The organism is Brevundimonas sp. GW821-FHT12C05 (genome assembly GCF_058807475.1).
In genome coordinates this window covers 1,023,324-1,041,410 of the sequence record NZ_JBXAQS010000001.1, presented here as the reverse complement: position 1 = coordinate 1,041,410, position 18,087 = coordinate 1,023,324, and the positions used below count along the sequence as shown (strand labels likewise).

2 protein-coding genes are annotated in these 18,087 nt (G+C 68.1%); both read right to left on the bottom strand.

The window, feature by feature from the left end; genetic code table 11:
- Window positions 1-91 precede the first annotated feature (91 nt).
- Window positions 92-16,240 (bottom strand): YDG domain-containing protein, encoded by a 16,149-nt coding sequence (locus tag AC1RRF_RS04850; protein ID WP_492833329.1) that lies wholly within the window; start codon window positions 16,238-16,240, stop codon window positions 92-94.
- Between the two features lie 31 nt (window positions 16,241-16,271).
- Window positions 16,272-18,086, bottom strand: a complete 1,815-nt coding sequence (locus AC1RRF_RS04845) for a ShlB/FhaC/HecB family hemolysin secretion/activation protein (RefSeq protein WP_492833328.1) — start codon at window positions 18,084-18,086, stop codon at window positions 16,272-16,274.
- Window position 18,087: the final 1 nt, after the last annotated feature.

Sequence of the window (18,087 nt, the reverse complement as noted above, 5' to 3'; positions counted from 1 at the left end):
CCGTCACGACCTGCAGACCTCCGGCGAGGCGCCGCTCGCGCCCGCCGGAGGAACAGAGAACAACCTGAGCTCATGGATCAGGCAAGGACTCTCAATGGGACGGGCGCTGCTCCGGATCCTGCGCCTCCCCGGCATCGGTCACGATCAGATCCGGTGACGGGTCCCGGTCAAGCGCAAAGTCCGGTGTTCCGCCCAAGGCGCGCAGCATCTGCAGGCTCTGGATCCCGCCCGCCGGCGGAATCTGGATCACAAACTCGCCCGGCGTGAACGTGAGGATGTAGTTGGACGACGCCGCAAGGTCTCCCTGCAGGATGGCGTAGGAGCCGGCGGTATCCCCGGCGACGCGGACCAGGCCGCCGGTCAGGACGTCGCCCTGGACGAGACCATTCCCGCCGACGACATAGGTCAGGTTGGGATCCGGCTGGCCGAACCGCCTGGACTGGTTGTCCGCCGTAACGGTGATGGCCCGGCGCAGGATGTCGGCGATGCCGCTTCCGACGTTGGTCAGGGTGTAGTTGCCTGCATCGGCGCCCGACAGGGTGGTGTTGGTGGCGGTCACGGTCCGGCCGGCGCCGGCGTTGCGGTTGTCGAACGTGAGCGTCCCGCCGGCCCTGATGTCATCGCCCGCGATGACGCCGGTCAGGTTGATCGATCCGCTGGCCCCGGTGGTTCCGTCATAGACCCTGTTGTCCGCGACGACCGTTCCACCGATCGCCCGGCGCAGGATGTCCGCCACGCCCGATATCGGCCCAAGGTCGTAGTTGCCCGCGTCGGCCCCGGACAGGACCAGACCGGTGGCGGTGACCACCTTGCCCACACCCGCGTTCCTGTCCGCGAAGTTGAAGATCCCGGTGGCGGAAACATTGTCGCCGGCCACCACTCCCGTCAGATCGATGGAGCCGGTGGTGGTCGTCGTCCCGTCATAGGTCTTGTTGTTCGCCGTCAGCACGCCGATCAGGCTTCGCCGCAGGATGTCCGCGATCCCGCTGGCGACGCCGGCCAGGGTGTAGTTGCCCGCATCGGCGCCCGACAGGGTGGTGTTGGTGGCGTTCACGATCCGGCCGAGGCCGGCGTTGCGGTTGTCGAACGTAAGCGTCCCGCCGGCGCCGACGTCGTCGCCCTCGACCACGCCGGTCAGATTGATCGACCCGGTGGCCGCCGTGGTGCCGTCGTAGACCCTGTTATCCGCGACCACCCTTCCGGTCAGGGCCCGGGGGTCGATGATCAGCGTGCCGGAGCCGAACGAGAAGGCGTAGTTCATGTCCGACAGCAACGACCCGAGCGAAGCGGACAGACCATAGGTTCCGGCGTTCCTGCTGGTGGCGCCCGAGAGCGTCGGCGCGCCGGACCAGGCGTCGGCCGCCGCATCGCCGTTGATCAGGCCCGCGATGAGCGCGCCCAACGTCGGGATCTGACCATTGTAGGTGACCCGTTGGCTGATCGGCGTCACCACCAGCGTGGGCTGATAGGCGTAGACGAACCTGTTGCCGGCGTTGGGTGCGGCGCTGAAGGCGCCGGATCCGAAGTCGTAGGCCGAGCCGTAGTAGCTCCTGCCGCCCAGGCCGCCGAAACTGTTGCCTGCCGTGGATCCGCCGGGGTTCCCCGCAGCCTGGCTGTAGATCAGCCAGCGGCCGTTCGCCGCCTGCACCCCGTCAGCGCCGCTGGCGTTGGTAAAGACGCCGTTCGCCGCCAGGGTGACCGCATCACCCGAACCGGCGGAACGGACCGTGCCGGTCGAGGCGATGGTCATCGGCCCCGATTGAATCCGAAGCGAGCCGGTGCTGTCCACCGTGCCGACAATGCTCAGCGCCCCGTCGACGTTCAGGAAGAAGCCGCCACCGATAGTGGCGAAATCACCCAACTCATCGATCCGGTTGGCCCCGCCCAGAGTCGCCCCGCCGTCGGAGAATCCGGTCAACCGCCGCGCGACGATGACGCCTGCGCCCGATTGGGTGAGAGGGCCGTTCTCCGTGCGCAGATCCACCGTCTGGCCGGCGGCGTTGATCGCTCCGGCGATCTCGACCCCGCCCACGCGGACGCTGCGATAGGCGAAACCGCCGGCCGCGACGTCGATCGCGCGGATCGTCGCGATGTCGTTGAGGCCCAGCAGGCTGACCGCGTCGCCGGCGTCGACGGTCAGGCTGGCGGCCCTGAAGCCGGCGTCGCCGGCCTGCGAGATTCCCCCGCCGGCGCTCAGCGCCGCGTCGCCGCCGGCGACGATCCGCCCTGCTCCCAGGAAGCGGATGTCGCCGCTCGCATTGATGATCAGGTCGTCGCCGACCGTGCCGGACGTGAGGGTGACGTCGGTTCCAACAATCCGGGCGGCCGTCGCGGCGTTGAGGTCGCCGATCGTCAGTTCGCCCGTCGGTCCTTCGACATCGACCTGGCCGCCGACGGCCCTGACCGACCCGACGGTGAAGTCGCCATTGCGGACGACGACCCCGACATTGCCGCCCCCGAAGACCGAAGTCACAGCGTCCGCCCTATCGAGGTGGACGAAGGCGTCGCCGCCGGTGCTGGAGACGTTGGTCGTGGTGGTCGACCCGGCGGAGGTGAAGCGGTTCGCGGCCGTGATGTCGCTCGCCAGGACGCTGCCGAGGACGGCGTTCCCCGCGCCGCCGTCCACGTGCACGCGGAGCTGGTTGGCGCCCGTGCCGAGCAGCGCAGCCGCGCCGAGGATGGCGTCACCGCTGGAACTGTAGATGTAGATCGAATCCCTGGCCGTGGCCGAGGCGACCGTGACCCCGGCGGCGCCGTAGCCATAGGCGTCGACCGTGCCGTTCGCGGCCGACAGCGCGCCGCTGTCGATACCCGTACCGCCCTGGATAAAGATGTCGCCGTTGTCGCTGGTGATGTCTCCGCCGACCACGAGCCCCGCCGACTGGATATTGATGTCGCCGCCGTAGCGGAGGGTCGCGCCGGAATAGTCCAGGTCGCCGAACGTGTCGGTGATGCTCAGATCGCCGGCCCTGGCGCCCAGGGGGCTCAGGGCGGCGATCGAGAAGTCCCGGCCGACAAGCGTGTAGTTCCGGCCGACCGTGACCCGGGTCGCGATGTTCACCGCTCCCGCGCTCGCGTTCAGATCGACGTCGCGGCCGGCCGTGATGACATCGGCCTGGATCGCCGCTGCGGTGACGGTCACGTCGCCATCGGCCTCCAACCGGGCGTCACCGGTCAGCGCCCCGGCGCCGCGGACCTCGATCCGGATATCACCCTGGGCGGCGACGGAGACGCCGGTCATGTCCAGTCCGCCGAGCGTATCGACGATGGTGTAGTTCTGCAGGATCGACGGCGCGCCGAACTCGTCCTGCAGAAGCGGGTTGAGGACATCGCCAAGGAAGGCCTGGGCCGTGATGCTGTAGCTGCCGCCGGTGACGTTGGCGCCGATGGGCGAGCCGCCGGCGCCGGTCTCGATGGAGCCGTTGGAGACCTCGACGGTGATGTTGCGGCCCGACAGCTCGCCGATGGTCAGATTGCCGTTCAGGAGATTGACGTTGACGTTGCCGGTGATGGCGCTGATCGCCGCGAAATCGCCGACCACGCTGTCGAGGTTGACGTTGACGTCGCCGGACAGGGAGGCGACCACGATCCCGCCGCAGCCGCAGGCGCCGATGACGCCGCGGTTGGAGCCGGTGATCAGGGCCCTGGAGTCGGCCCCGAAGGTGGCGGTCCGGGCCGCGAACACGCCGATGCCGTCGACGGCTTGCGCGCCGCGAAGGGTGGCGTTCCCCGCGATGGAGCCGACCTGGAGCAGGCCGCCGGCGTCCGCGAACTCCACATAGGCGTCGCCGTCCGTGGCCGCCACGGTGATGTCTCCGCCGGCCGAGATGGCGTTCAGCACCACGTCGCCGCCGGACAGATTCAGGTCGCCGCCCGTCGTGATCGACACGGCCTGACTGCCGTCCAGCAGACCGTCGGTCTGCGCGATGACCTCTGAGGCGCCGAAGATGCTGCCGGTCAGGGTCAGATCGCCGCCGGCCGCATACAGCGCCACGCCGCCGTTAGCCGCGGTGGCGTCTCCGATCGTGAGGCCCCCGTCGAGGGTCTCGACATAGACGTCGCCGTTCAGCGCGGTGAGGGCGTCGAACGTCGCACTGCCCGAGGCGATGGTGACATCGACGTTGTCGCCCTGGAGCAGGTTCAGGGCGGCGTTGGTGGTGTCGAGATAGACCCGCGCATCGCCATTCGCGGCGGTGACCGTGACCGATCCCGCGCCACCGGCCACACGGGTCAGGACGTTGTCCGTGCTGATGTTCGTATAGTCGGTGGCGCCCAGGATCGCGTCGCCGCCGGTCGCCGAGACGAGCAGGTCGCCCGTCAGGCCGGTGAGAGACGCGGCTCCCAGGCGCGCTCCGCCGTTCGTCGCCAGCACCGTGATGTCGCCGCCGGACGTGGCCGCGCCGACGTCGGCCGCGCCATTGAGCGCCGTCACCAGGACATCGCCGGACGCCTCGGCATAGCCTTCGACGGTCACCGAAGCGCCGGTCAGGTCGACGGCGCCGTCATAGGCGGTCGCGGAGCCCAGAGTCAGGACGCCCCCGGACGTGACCGTGACGTCACGGGCCGCGTACAGGCCATCGATGTCGATGTCGGCGAGGCCGCCGATCCGCACCGATCCCAGGATCGATTGCACGTTGCCGCCGGTGATGAGGTCCGCGGCGTTGAGTTCGATGTCGCCGTTGTAGGTCAGCGTCAGGCCGGTGAAATCGAAGCCGCCGGTGGCGGTGAGGGTCCAGGCTCCGGCCATCGCGCCGATGGGGCTCAGCGCGCCGGCGGAGAAGGAACCGCCGCTGAGCCGGTAATCATTCATCACGACCAGCGTGCCGACGTCGATATCGCCCAACCCGGCGTCCAGGGTGACGTCGCCGTCGGCGCCGATGACGCTGGCGATGATGCCAGTGGCGAGAATGCTCAGGTTCCCCTGCCCCGCCGCGTCCGCCCCGGCGACCAGCGCCCTCCCGCCAAGAACATCACCGATGGCGTTGATCGTGAGGTGGCGTTGCGCCGTCACATCGGCGGTGAAGGTCAGCGCGCCGGCGGTGTCGGTGATCAGGATATCGCGCGCCGTGCCGGTGAACCCGAATGCGCCCGACAGAATGTCCCGACCGCTCAAGGTGTAGTCGCCGCCGCCGATGCTGACGGCGTCAGGGTCCACGTCGCCGTCGGCAGCCTTCAGCGTCACATTGTAGCCGGTGACCGTCCCGGCCCGGAGGTCGCCGTTGGCCGTCACGATCGTGGCCGTGCCGGTCGCGCCGCCCGCCGTGAGGGTGTCGATCTTGGCCCCGATGGAGGTCAGGAAGGCCCCGGCGTCCCCACCGGTCGAGACAACGCTGATGGTTCCCGCGCCGCCGGTGCGGCTCAGATCACTGGCGTAGAGGCCGATGTCGGCCTCGTTCCGGGCGCCCAGGAAGGCGTCGCCCGAGGCCGAAATCACGACGTTCTGCCCCGTGCCTTCGCCGTCGCTGGCGCCGGTCAGGATCAGGTTCCAGAGCTGCGCCTGGCCGTCGGCGGCCGTCACCGTGACGTCGTCGCCCGCGATGATGTTCCGGATCTCGATGTCGCCCGCGGATGCGGACACATCGACGTCGCCGTCCGTGCTGAGCGTGCCGCCGGCGAAGACGCCGCCGGCGCCGGCCAGGCGGATCAGCCCGCCGGTCGTGATGTCGTTCAGGGTCAGGAGCCCGGCGGTGGTGCTGACGGTGACATCGCCCGTGCTGGTCGCGTCCAGCACGGTCAGCGCCTGGGCGTTGGAGAAGACGACCGCGCCGGTCGCGCCATTGGCGATGGTCACCTTGTCGACCCGGTTGGCGCCGGCGAGGTCCAGGCCGGTCACGGCTTCAAGATTCAGATCATGGGCGGTGATGACGCCGCCGGTCTGGGTGATCGCCCCGCCGTTCGACCGCAGCCCGACGTGGCCGCCGATGCTGGCGACGGTGATGTCGCCGGTCAGGGCGAAATCGTCGTCGTCGGCGAAGGTGAAGTTGGAGCCCGTGCTGACGACGCCCAGACGATCGATGTCGTTGCCCTGGGCGCCGTCCAGCGCGATCCCGGTCACCGCGCTCAGGTTCAGGGTTCCGGTCTCGATACGGCCGATGCCGTGCCAGATCCCGCCGCCGCTGCTGAGCAGGCTGACGCTGTTGGCGCGCGCTGTCTGCAGCAGGCCGAACAGGGTGATGTCGCCGACGTTGCTGATGTCGATGTCGCCGCCGCTGCTGACGATATCGCCCAGGGCGCCGGTGAAGCGGGTCAGCGTGAAGTCGCCGGCCGCCGAACCCTGCACCACATAGGCGTCGATCTCACCCGAGATCTGGTCGACGGCGCCGTTGTTGGAGGTCAGCGAAACCGCCCCCAAGGGGCCCGTCACCGAGATGTCGCCCGCGATGTCTAGGTCGCCGTCATTGACGACGGTGAACACCGAACCGCCGGACGACGAGGCGCCCAGCACATCGATGTGGTTCTGCTCACCCAAAACGATGTTCCCGCCTGCACTGACGATCAGGGTCCCGGCGCGCAGCCCGGCGCCGGTCTGGCTGATGCCGCCGGTCGAGCCGGCCTGCAGGGTCATGGTCCCGGTGGTCCAGATATCGCCGTAGACCGTGGGATCGAACGAGAAGCCATCGACGTCGCTGTAGGTGATGTCGCCGAACTGCGAGTACAGCAGGGTCACTGAATCCAGGTCGTTGTCCTGGTCCAGGATGATGTCGCCGTTGGCCTGGGCCCGCAGGGTGGTCCCGGTGATGACGGCGCCGATCGACTGGGTGATTCCGGTATCGGCCTTCAGCTCCACGCCGTTGGTCGCGGTCAGTGCGCCGGTGAGGTTCAGGCCGCCGCTGCTGACGAAGGCGATCCGGTCCGCCGTGATCGGGCCGAGCTGGCCAACATTGTTGGCCAGGTCGCCGAGCGCGAAGGCCCCGCCGGCGGAGCCCTGGACCCGGCTGGCGCTGATCAGGCCGGTTCCCGACTGGGTCAGATCGCCGCCGACATTCAGGGTCGCAACGCCGCTCATCGACATCGGCCCGCTGATGCTGACCGAGTCGGCGTCCCGATAGGTGAAGTCGCCGGAGCGGACCGTGACGAGGTTGAGCGTGTCGACGTCGTTTCCGGCCTGCCCGAGGGAGACATCAAGCTCCGCGTCCACGGCCAGCGATCCCGCGGTGATGGCGCCGGAGATCTGGTCGATGCCGCCGTCGAGCGACGCCAGCACGATCTGATCGCTGACGAGATTTCCGGCGATCGAGAAGCTGTCGGCGTTGTTGAAGAAGATCCTGTCGCCGGCCGACAGGTTTCCGAGCGTCGTCACCACATTGGCGCGGGTGAAGTTGAGCTCGCCCACCGCGCTGGCGTTGAGGGTCCCGGCCGTGATGACGCCGGCGTTCTGGTTGATGTTCCCCGCGCCGGCGGAGAGCGTCATCACGCCGCCCGAGAAGATGTTGCCGTCCAGGCTGAAGTCGCTGACGTCGGCGAAGCGGAAGTCGGTTCCGGCGAAGCCGGCGGCTAGGCTGCCGATGTCGTTGCCAGGTCCGCCGAGGTCGATCCGGCCATCGGCGAAGAGGCTGAGCGTGCCCGTGACCACGGAACCGCTGCTCTGGGTGATGTCGCCGCCCGCCTGAAGCACGATGGCGTTGCCCGAGGTGATCAGTCCCCCGATGTCGAAGGAATCGCCGTCGCGGAAGTTGAAGTCGCCCGCGCCCGAGTCGACGGCGCCGAGGGTGTCGATGTCGTTCACGCGGGCCAGGCTGATGCCCTGCGCCGCGGTTCCGGAGAAGGTGGTCGCGACGATCGCGCCGCCGAACTGCTGGATCGACCCGGTGTCGGAGTTCAGTATCAACCCGCCGCCGGCGTTGACGTTGCCCTGCAGGGTGTAGCTGGCCGCGCCGCGGTAGCGGATGTCCCCGCCGGCGGTGAGGTAGCCGAGCTGGCCGACCACGTTGGCGCTGTTGAACAGCAGGTCGCCGGCCGCGGTCCCCTGCAGACGGTTGGCGGTGATCACGCCGCCGCTCTGGGTGATGTCGTTCCCGCCCGCGCCCGTGCCGTCCGAGACCAGCTCAACCGTCTGGCCGGCGGCGTTGATATCGCCGGTGATCTCGAAGCCGCCCATGTCGCGGTAGGTGACCCCGCCGCCGGTGCTGCTGAGGCCCGCCAGGACGCGGATGTCGTTCTGCCCGCCGAAGAACTCCAGTCCCGTGGCCGCCGAGGCGGTCAGGCTGTCGGCGACAATCCGGCCGGTCAGGGCCGTCTGGGTGATCCTGCCGGTGTTGGACCTCAGGGTGACGGCGCCTGTCGCCGTGATCACGTTGGCGGCGAAGGAGTCGCCATTGGTGAAGCTGACGTTCGCGCCGCTCAGGTTGATCGTATCGACGTCGTTGTTTCCGGTGGCGGCGATGTTTCCGCCCGCTGCCAGGGAGAGCGTGCCGGCGAAGATGAAGGCGCCGGCGTCCTGGATGATCGAGCCTGTCCCCCCGGCCGTCAGCGACACGCCCCCCGATGCGGTGATCACGCCGCCCAGGTTGAACCCGTCCGCATCGGCATAGGCGATGTCCCCGGATCCGGTGAGCGAGAGGGACCAGATGGTGTCGACGTCGTTGGTGCTGCTGGTCAGGCTGAGGTCGTCCACCGCACTGGCCCAGAGGTTTCCGGCGATGATCGCGCCGCTGCTCTGGGTGATGGCCCCGCTGGACGACAGGAAGAGATTGGCCGCGGTGACGTCGCCGGTCAGGTTGTAGCTGCCGCCGCTGTTGATCCTGACGGTGCTGCCCGACAACGTTCCGAGATTGCTGAAGCGGTTGCCCAGTTCCTGCAGCGAGACATCGCCCGCGGTCGAGGTCGCGTTCAGGGTTCCGACCGTCAGCGCGCCCGCGGTCTGCTCGATCGTGCCGCCGGAGGCGAGCGACAGCGTCCCGTCGACGGCGATGGCGCCCGTCAGGCTGAAACCGTCGGTATCGCGAAGGCTCATGTCCCCGGTGACGTCGACGTCGCCGAGAGCGCTGATGCTGTTCGCGCCGTCCAGCGTGACGGACGTCGCCGTCAGCGACAGCGTGCCGACGTTCAGATTGCCGGAGCTCTGCGTGATCGCGCCGCCGGCGGTCAGGTCCGCCGCCTGTGCGTTGAGCATGCCGCTGATGTCGAAACCGTCGATGTCGTTGAAGACGAAGGACGGGCCCGCGATGACGACTCCGAGCGCATCGACGTCGTTGTCGCCGCCCAGCGTCGCGCCGCCCCAGGCGCTGAGCGAGAGGACTTGGGCGGTGATCGACCCGCCGGCCCGCTGGGTGATCCCGCCATTGATCGAGGTCAGGCTCACGAACTGGCTTCCACCGGCGGTGATCGCGCCGGTCAGGTCGAAGTCGTCGGCGTTGGTGAAACTAATCTGGCCGCTGGTGGTGTTGTTCACCGTGCCGAGGGCGCCGATGTCGTTGCTCAGGTTGTTGAGCGCGATGCCGGTCACCGCGCCGAGGTTCAGGGTCGCCGCGCTCAGGGCGCCCGTCTGGGTGATCCTGCCGGTGGTCGAATAGAGGCTCAGCGACCCGTTGGCGGTGATCGTCGGCACGGACAGGTCGCCGACCTGACGGTAGAGGATGTCGCCCCCCGCGCTCAGCGCGGTGACGGCGCCGATGACGTTGGCGCTGCCCAGGTCCAGGTTCCCGGAAGCCGCCGCGTCGATGCTCGAGGCGGTGATGACGCCGCCGGTCTGGATGATCGAACCGTTCACGGCGTCCAGCACCACCGCCCCGGCGTCGATGTCGCCCGTCAGGTTGAAGCCGTCGACGTCGTTGAAGGTGAAGCCGCCGCCCGCCGTGACGACGCCGAGGTTGTCGATGTCGTTGTCGCGATGGAGCATGATCGCGCCGGCCGCCGAAAGGTTGAGCGTGCCGCCCTCGATCTGGACGAAGGTGTTTCCGGTCTGGGAAATGCCGCCGGCCGTCGAGGTGAGGCTGATGGTCTGGTTCTGCGCCCGGATCAGACCGTCGATCTGGAAGCCGCTGCTCTGGCCATAGGCGATCCCGCCGGAGCCGTGGTTCATCACGGTCATGAGCCGGCCGACATTGTTTCCGGCGTTGGTCAGGGTGATGCCGTTCTGCGCTTCGACATAGAGGCCGGCGGCCGTGATGTCGCTGCCGGCGGTCTGGGTGACGCTGCCGCCGACGGCGGTGACCAGCACGGTGCTCGACGCGCTGACCGCGCCGTCGAACACGACGTCGCCGTCGTTCCGGAAGGTGAAGCCCCCGTTCGTGACGTTGATCGCGCCCAACGCGCCGATCCGATTGATCGAGTTCAGGTACAGGGTCTGCGCCGTCGATGCGTTGAACCGTCCCGCCGTGATCAGACCGCTGTTCTGGATGATCCCGCCGGTCGTGCTGTTCAGCGTCACCGTCTGGCCCGTCGCGGTGATGTTTCCGTCCAACTCCACCCAGCCGCTGTTGGTCAGGTTGATGCCGCCGCTGGTGGTGTTGGTCAGGTTTCCGAAATGGGTGAACGTGAGACCTTGGGCGCCCTGCGAGATGCCGTTGGCGGCCTGGATGTTCAGCATGTCGCCGGTCGAGGCGCCGACGCCGTCGATGACGACCGCGCCGGTCGAGGTGATCGTGGCGGCGCCCGTCGTATTGACCTGGATGGTCAGGTCGCCGTCCGCGTTGAAGGTGGCGTCGAGCGCGCTCAGCCGGGTATTGCCGCTGATGCTGTTGGCGCCCGTCGCCGTCAGGGCGCCGGCGGTGTCGAGGGCCAGGTTGGCGGCGGTGATCGCGCCGCCGGTCTGGGTGATGGCGCCGGGGTTCACCAGCGTCATCGTCCCGCCGACCGTGATGTCGTCGGTCAGCTCAAGTGCGCCGGAGGACAGGCCGCCGGCGTGGGCGGCGGTGAAATTCCCGCCGGCCTCGATCCGGCCCAGCCGGGAGACGAAATTCTGGCCCAGCGTGATGTCGCCGCCGGCGCCGAGCGTCAGGGTGTCGGCGGTAATCGACCCGGTCTGGGTGATGTCGCCGGTGGTCGAATACAGGCTGACCGTGCCGCCCGCGTTGATCGTCGGCACGGAGAGGTCGCCGACCTGGCGGTAGAGAATGTTGTTCGCGGCCCCGAGGCTGCTGATGCTGTTGATCTGGTTGAGGCCGCCCAGGAGCAGGTCGACGCTGGCGTAGGCGTTGATGTCTTGGGCCGTGATGATGCCGCCGGTCTGGGTGATTGAACCACCCTGGGCGAGCATCACCACCTGGCTGGCGGCGGTGATGTCGCCCGTCAGGTTGAAGCCGGTGACGTCCCGGAACAGGAAGCTGCCGCCGGTGCTGATGACGCCCAGGCTGTCGACGTTGTTGCCCTGGTTCAGCGTCAGGGTCCCGGCGGCGCTGGCGTTCAGCGTCCCGGCGCTGATGCTGCCGGAGGTCTGGGTGATGGCGCCGTTCAGCGACGTCAGGCTGACGGTCTGACCGCCCGCGATGACGGGGCCGCTGATCTGGAAGCCGTTCGTCTGGCTGAACGCGAAGCCGCCGCTGGTGATCTGCGCCCAGGCGAGATCGTTGATCGCATTACCGGCGTTGGTCAGTGTGACGCCGTCTGCGGCGATCACCTGCAGGGAGTTCGAGGTGATGTCGCTGCCGGCGGTCTGGGTGATCGAACCGTTGTTCGACCTCAGGGTCACATCGAAGCCGTTGGCGGTGATGTCCCCGCCGACGACGAGGGACGAGTCGTTCCTGAGGAGGATGTGACCGCCGGCGGTCACCGTGCCGAAATTGGTCACGGCGTTGGCGTTGTTCAGCCAGATGCGACCGGCGGCCTGCAGGTTGACGACATTGGCGGTGACCACGCCGCCGATCTGCTCGATCCGGCCCGTGTTCGAGGTCAGCGTAAGATCCCCGCCGCCCGTGTTCACGTCACCGGTCAGGTTCAGGTCCCCGACATTGGTGATGGCGACGTTTCCGCCGGCGATCACCGTGCCGAGGCTGCCGAAGACATTGTTCCGGGTCGCGCTGATCCCGGCGCCGGCCGATAGCGACAGGGTGTCGGCCGTGATGACCCCGCCGGTCTGGTTGATCGCCCCCATGGTGTTGCTGATCGACACCGCCTGACCCGCCGCCGTGACGTTCCCGGTCAGGTTCATGGTCGGATAGGCGCTGGTGATGGTGACGCCGCCGCTGGTCGTGTTGCTGATCACGCCCAGATTGCCGATGTTGTTGGCGCCGAAGCCGCTGGCCGTCAGGTTGACGCCGGTGACGGCGCTGGCGTTCAGCGTGTTCGTCCAGATCTGGGCGTTGTTCGCCTGGGTGATCGCGCCGGTCGAGGTCAGCGAAACGGTGTTGGCCGAGACCGTGCCGTCCACCGACAGGTCGGTGGTGGTGTTGAGGGTGAGGGTCCCGCTGCCGATGAGCGTCGAGATCAGCCGCCGGATCTGGTTGGCGCCGCCGAGCGTGATCGAGCCGCCGGTCACCCCGCGGAAATAGCCGACGTCGAGGACGCCGGAAGTCTGGGTGATGCCCCCCGCGCCGCCCGCGACCAGCATGGCCCCGCGGCTGGTCGCGCTGTTGGCGGTGATGTCGCCCTGGAGGTCGAAGCCGTCGACGTCACGATAGACGATGTCGCCGCCGGCGCTGGCCAGGCCACCGATCGTCGTGACGTTGTTGACGCCGTCGTAGAGCGTGATGTCTCCGGCGGCGCTGGCGACGAGCCGGTTGGCGGTCATCGCGCTGAATCCGGTCTGGCTGATCGCGCCGGTGTCCGACGTCAGCGTGACGGTCGCGCCGGCGGCTCCGATCAGATAGTCCAGCACGATATTGCCGACATTGCGCAGCGTGATGTCGGCGCCGGTCCCGCTGGAGAGCTGGTCGGTTTCAAGCCGACCGATCACATCGATCTCGTTCGCCCCGGTCAGGCTGATGGCGCCGTTGGTGATGACGTTGAGGCGGCTCGCATCGATCCTGCCGCCGCTCTGGGTGAGGCCGGCGTTCGCGTACAGGCTGACCGTCCCGCCGGTGATGTCTCCGGTCAGGTCCATGCCGCCGTTGTAGGTGGTGAGCAGGATGTTGCCGCCGGCGGTGATGTCGCCGAGCGAGGCGATCGTGCCGTTCAGGTCGATGAAGCCCGCCGCGGACGCCGTCAGGCGCGAGGTCGTGACCCCGACGCCGGTCGTGCGGATATTGCCGGTGTCGGAGATCAGGGTCAGCGCGCCGCCGGAGCTGTAGCCGCCGCTGATCACGGGATTCATGTCGATCGTGCCGAGGTTGCGCAGCGTCAGGTCGCCGGCCACGTTCAGGTCGTAGATCGTGTTGAAATTGTTCGCTTCACCCAACGACACATTGCCGCCGGCGGTCAGGGACAGGGCGTTGGCGGTCAGCGTGGCGCCCGCGGCCTGGCTGATCGTGGTCCCCGCATTGAGGGTGATCCAGCCAGAGGTGATCGGACCGCCGTTCAGATTGATCGCGCCGGTGTTCGAACGGAGGTTCACCGCCCCGCCCGCGCCGGAGGCGACGGATCCGCTCAGATTCACGTCGCCGACGTTGCGGAAGCTGACGTTGCCGGAACTGCTGGTAAGATCGCCGAGACCGGCGACCACGTTGCTGTTGTACAGGTCGATATTGCCGGTCGCGGAAGCGGTGAACGTGCCCGCCGTGATGATCCCACCGGTCTGGCTGAGCCCCCCCGCGACGTCGGTGATCGACACCGACTGGCCCGCCGCCGTGATGTTGCCGGTCAGTCCGGTATTCGAGCCGCTGTAGTTGGCGATAACGATGCCGCCGCTCGTCGTGTTGGTGATCGTCCCCAGGTTCTGGACGCTGTTGACGAAGATCGGCCCCGCGTTCGGCAGGCTGATGCCGGTGACGGCGCTCAGGTTCAGGGTGTTGGCGACAACCTGGCCGGTGCTGTCCTGGTAGATTCGACCGCCGGACGTCAGCGACAGCGTCTGGCCGGCCGTAACCGACTGCCCGATCGCCAGATCCGTGGTGGTGCTGATCGAAACGCTGCCTGCGCCGGAGGTGGTCGCGACGAGGCGTCGGATCAGGTTGTTGGCGCCGTTGATCGTGATCGAGCCGTTGGAAATCGCACCGAAGAAGTCGACGTCGATGATCCCGGACGTCTGGGTGATCGTGGCGCCGGCGCCGACGGTGCGTAGCACCGCGCCCGAGCCGACGGCGGTGGTGATATTTCCCTGGATGTCGAAGCTGTTGGCGTCACGATAGAGGATGAAGCCGCTGGTGCTCGCCAGGCCTCCGATCGTCGCGACGTCGTTGGTGGAGGTGTTGAACTGGATGTCCCCCGCGGCGCTCGCCGTCAGCCGGTTGGCCGTGATCGCGCCGCCGCTCTGGGTGATGGCGTCGGAGGTGGAATACAGGTTCACATTGGCGCCAGCCGCGATGATGTCGCCGGTCAGGACGAGGGCGCCGGCGTTACGGAAGGTGATGTCGCCCGTTCCACTGACCGCCAGACGACCCAGCTGGGTGACCTGGTTCTCACCGCCGAGATCAAGGCCGTTGTCGGCCGTGGCCGCGAATGTGGCGGCCGTGATGACGCCGCTGCTCTGGGTGATCGCGCCGGTGAAGATATTGAACGACACCACTCCGCTGCCGGTGACGTCCCCGGTGAGAGACAGGTTTCCGTTGCTGATCAGGATGATGTCGCCGGACGTGCTCGACAGGCTGGAGATTTCGTCGATCTGGTTGCCGACCCGGTTCAGGTTGATCCCGTTCGCGGCGCGGGCGGAAAGCCGGTTGGTGTTGATCAGGCCGCCGGTCTGGGTGATCGCCCCCGCGATCGAACTCAGGTTCACATTGTTGGCGGTGATGGCGCCGGCCAGGTTGACGTCGAGCAGGGAGCGGTAGCTGAAGTCGCCCGCGCCGGCGGTGATCGTGCCCAGGTTGGCGGTGTTGTTGGCGGCGTTGCCGAGATCGATGCCGCCGTTGGCCGCGCTGACGTTCAGCGTGCCGACCTGGATGACGCCCGAGCCGGTCGCGCTGATCGAGCCGGTCAGGGCCGTCAGGCTGGCCGTGCGGCTCCCGCCCCCCAGATGGAAGATGTAGTCGTTGATGACGAAGCCGTCGGCGTCGACGATGTCGATACCGTTCACGCCCTGGGCCTCGATATAGCTCAGGAAGTTGAAGTCGTTGTCGGCGTTGGTGAGGATGATGTCCCCGCCGGCTTCCGCTCTCAGGCTGTTGGCGGTGATGGCGCCGGTCTGGCTGATGCTGGCCCATTCCGAGTTCAGCCACACCCGTCCCGTGGCGTTGATCTCGTCGACAGCGATGTCGGCGGACGCCCGCATGGTGACGTTGTCGGCGGTCAGGGTCGAGGTCGTGTCCTGGGTGATGCTTCCGTCGAAGCTCATCGGCGTGTCGGCCACGCCGTTGGTGAAGCCCGACCCGGCGCTCAACACGATGTCGCCGTTCTCGCCGGACGCGGCTGTCGCGGTGATGCTTCCGCCCAGCAGGATGCTGCTGGCGACGCCGCTCTTGGACACGATCGCCGCGAACACCTGGTTGGCGGTGGTGGTCCCGTTCAGGGTCAGGCCGGGCGTCCCGCTGGAGCCGTCGCTCTGCGAAGGAACCTGGAAGGTGATCAGATCAAGGTCGTCGGCGCCGGTCGGCGCGAAGGTGACGTTGTAGTTCTCGGCCGATCCGTAGATCACGTCGCCGCCGTTGGTCGCGGTGATGGTCGAACCCGCGGCGGTCGTGACGATGGGCGCGATCAGCGCCAGCGATCCGCCGTTGGTGTTCAGCGAAGCCCCGCCGGCGACGCTGATCGTGCTGTTCGCCGGGGCTCCGGTGAAGGCGAAATTCATATCGCCGTCGAGGATGTCGCTATCGGTCAGGCTGCCGGTCGACGCCAGGAAACCGCCGGTGTCGATCCGGGCGTTGGCGCCGATCAGGACGCCGCCGGTCGACAGAACCCAGATGTTGCCGCCGCTGGTGGCGCAGGTGGACATGCAACCGTTCAGGATGCCGTCGATCGAAGCCGCGCCCGCCACGCGGTTCACCACGATGTCGCTGCGGTTGTTGAAATAGAAGTTCAGGGCCTCCGTCGGCGTGACGGTCAGGTTGTTCCAGTTGACGATCGAGCGGCCGGCGTTGGTGGTGATGTTCGTGACGCCGCCGCCCGAGGCGACGCCGACGGCTCCGCCGTTGCTGTTGGTCGAGGTGACCGTGCCGACGCCCGTGACCTGGGCCATGGCGGAACTCGCGCCGATCGCCATGGCGGCGAGGACGCCGCACAGGGCCGAGCGCGCCAGAAGTTGGGCCCTACGGGAAGCGATCTGGTTTTTCATGGCGGTCTCTCCGGCGCGTGACGCCTGAAGTTCAGAACAGTGTGGTCGAGAGCGAGATCAGCAGGCGCGAGGCGGGGCGATCGCCGCCCGGGCCGTAGAGGCTGTCGAACGGACGCGCCCAGCCCACGTCGATATCCATCCTCGGCGTCAGCTGGACACGCACGCCGAGCCCGCCCGAGGACAGGTCCAGCTTGTCGGCGTCGGGCGCCAGGTTCGTCAGCTTGGCCGTCTCGTAGAAGGCGTAGGGTCGCCAGGCCATGCCCCAGGGCGATGTGAACGGCGTGGTGGTGAATTCCAGCGACGTCGCGAAGGCGCGATCCCCTGAGGCCGACGACGGATCATAGCCGCGACCGACGGTCATGTTGCCGGCCGAGAACTCCTCGTAGGACAACAGAGGGTCATCCGTGTGCTGCCATGACAGCGTCAACTTGCCGACGAGCGGCCCCGTGAGGCGTGCGCCGATCTGCAGCTCCCCGCGGTAGACCAGGGCGTCCGGTACGCCGAGATAGCGCGACGCCTCGATGTCTCCGTAATCGCTGGCGCCCAGCGCCGTCGTCCCGTGCCGCACCTCCACATAGCCGGTCATGGCTCCCGAGTGATCCGCCAGCGCCGCCGGCGCCCAGTGACCGTCCAGTCGCGCGAAGAAGACCCGCAGGTGATCCTCCGTCAGGGTCGCCAGTCCGCCGCCGAACTCGACCTTCTGGTCCAGGATCTCGAGCCCGGTCGACAGGTTCAGGTTCCGGCGGCGATGACGCACGATCGGCCAGGCCAGCTTCGCCACGCCGGAGAAGCTCTCGCCTTCCAGTTCCAGCGGCGTCAGTTCCTCGCCCGGCCGGGTCCAGGCCCACGCCCCCGAGACCTCGGCGGTCAGGCCGCTACCGCCCAGCCTGACCTGTTCGACCAGTTGGATGACCCGCTGCTCATCCAGGTCGCCGGAAACATAGGCGATCAGGGACGTCCGCTCGCCCAGCGGCGTCAGGCTGTTCAGGTCGAGCCGGGCGAGAGCAAGTTCGCGCCCCACCGTGCGCGAGCCGAAATTGTGCGCCCGCAGCGACGCATCGATCGGATCGTGGGAAACGACGATCTCAAGCGCCACGGCCCCGCGTTCGCCGGCGGGGCGCATGGTGGTGCGGATCTGGACGCCCGGAATGTCGGAGGCGAGCAGCAGATAGCGTTGCGCCAGGTTCAGATCGAACGGCGCCATGCCCTTCAACTGATCCAGATAGCGGGCCACCTGCGCCTGGGCCGGGCCGGCGTCCCCGCTATAGGTGACGGACGTGACGCGGGCCTCCACGACCTCGAGGACCAGCCGCCCGGTGTTGATCCGCTGCTCCGGGATCGTGACGGCGGCCAGGATCCCGCGTCTCAGGTAGAGCGCCGCCAGGCGGTCTCGGATCTCGCAGATCCTGGCGACGGGAATCTCCTGACCCAGGTGATTTGACCACGCCGTCGACAACTCGGCCTCGGACAACGCCAGGCGATCCGAGCCGGACGGTCGAACCTCCACGCTTTGCAGGCTGAATTTCAGGGCGCTGTCCCTGAACGGACAGGGGCCCGCCTCGATGTTGGCGAACATTTCGCCTCGCGGCGCGGCCGCGAGCGGAGCCAACTGCGACGGATTGAGGGTCTGGCGATCCGGCAGGCCGACTTGCGCGGACGCGGATCCGGCGGACGCTCCCAGCGCGATCGCCCCGACGGCGCCGGCCGCCCAGGCCCGCCAGGCCTTGCCCTTGGCCCTCCCCTGGGCCCCTACGGCGAGAACCGTCGCGACATCCGCGGTCGAACGGGGCGAGACGCCGCGCCGCGCAATCCGGCTGCGCGCGGAATTCGGAATCTGAGTCGCCATT